The organism is Rhizobacter sp. P2_H2 (assembly GCF_056403375.1).
In genome coordinates, this window is sequence record NZ_JBFUFP010001199.1 from 1 (window position 1) to 1,518 (window position 1,518).

The window sequence follows — 1,518 nt, forward strand, 5'->3', positions numbered from 1 at the left end:
GGTGACGACGCCTTGCGCGGCATTGCCGTTGGTGGGCAGCAGGATGGCGGTGGCGCTCGGGCCGGGCTTGTGCGCGCAGGCGCCGAGCAGTGCCGCGGCACCGAGTGCGGCGACCAGGGCCAGGGATCGAAGACGTGTGTTCATCGCTGTGATACTCGGTGAGGTGTTTGAAGTGTCATGCCGCGGATGGTGCCCTGGATCGCCGGTCCTGGCTCAGCGCTTGGTCTGCAGCTTCGCAAACGCGGCCGCCATTGCGGATTGCTGCGTCGCCTGCTGTTGCTGCGGCGCACGCCCGCCGCCCCCACCACCACCAGTGCGCTCGCCCCGCCCCGCCGGCCGGAAGCTGTTGTCGCCCTGGCGCTCGCCGCGCGGCGCGACCACCGCGTCGAGCTTCATCGTCAGCGAGATGCGCTTGCGCGCCATATCGACCTCGAGCACCTTGACCTTGACGATGTCGCCGGTCTTCACGACCTCGCGCGCATCGTTGACGAACTTGTTGCTCAGCTGGCTCACGTGCACCAGGCCGTCCTGGTGCACGCCCAGGTCGATGAAGGCGCCGAACTGCGCGACGTTGCTGACGGTGCCTTCGAGCGTCATGCCCGGCTGCAGGTCCTTCAGGTCCTCGACGCCGTCGTTGAAGCGCGCCACCTTGAAGTCGGGGCGCGGATCGCGGCCCGGCTTCTCCAGCTCGGCGAAGATGTCCTTCACCGTGATCGCACCGAACTTCTCGCTCGCGAAGGCCTCGGGCTTCAGCGCGCGGATCACGTCGCTGCGGCCCATCACCTCGGCCGCCGGCTTGCTGACCGCGGCCATGATCTTCTCGACCACCGGGTAGGTTTCCGGGTGCACGCCCGACTGGTCCAGCGGGTTGTCGCCGCCGCGGATGCGCAGGAAGCCGGCGCTCTGCTCGAAGGTCTTGGCGCCGAGGCCGCTCACGTCCAGCAGCTGCTGGCGGTTGCGGAAGGCGCCGTTCGCATCGCGCCAGCGCACGATGCTCGCGGCCACCGCGCTGCTCAGGCCCGACACGCGCGACAGCAGCGGCGCCGACGCGGTGTTCAGGTCGACGCCCACCGAGTTCACGCAATCCTCGATCACGGTGTCGAGGCTGCGCGCGAGCTCGCTCTGGTTCACGTCGTGCTGGTACTGGCCGACGCCGATGCTCTTCGGCTCGATCTTCACGAGTTCCGCGAGCGGATCCTGCAGGCGCCGCGCGATGCTGACCGCGCCGCGCAGGCTCACGTCGAGGTCGGGCAGCTCCTTGCTGGCGTACTCGCTGGCCGAGTAGACGGACGCGCCGGCCTCGCTGACCACCACCTTGTCGATGTGCGTGCCCGGTGCCAGCTGCTGGATGCGCTTGATCAGGTCGGCAGCCAGCTTGTCGGTCTCGCGGCTCGCGGTGCCGTTGCCGATCGCGATCAGGTTGACGCCGTGCGTCGCGCACAGCCGGCCCAGCRTGTGAAGCGAGCCTTCCCAGTCGTTGCGCGGCTCGTGCGGGTAGACGGTGTGGGTGTCGAGCAC

1 protein-coding gene is annotated in these 1,518 nt (G+C 69.1%); it reads right to left on the minus strand.

What is annotated here, in order from left to right; all coding sequences use genetic code 11:
• Positions 1 to 213: 213 nt before the first annotated feature.
• Positions 214 to 1,518: helix-hairpin-helix domain-containing protein (locus AC1D15_RS31545; RefSeq protein ID WP_477829144.1), on the minus strand; the 1,305-nt coding region annotated here is incomplete at its 5' end.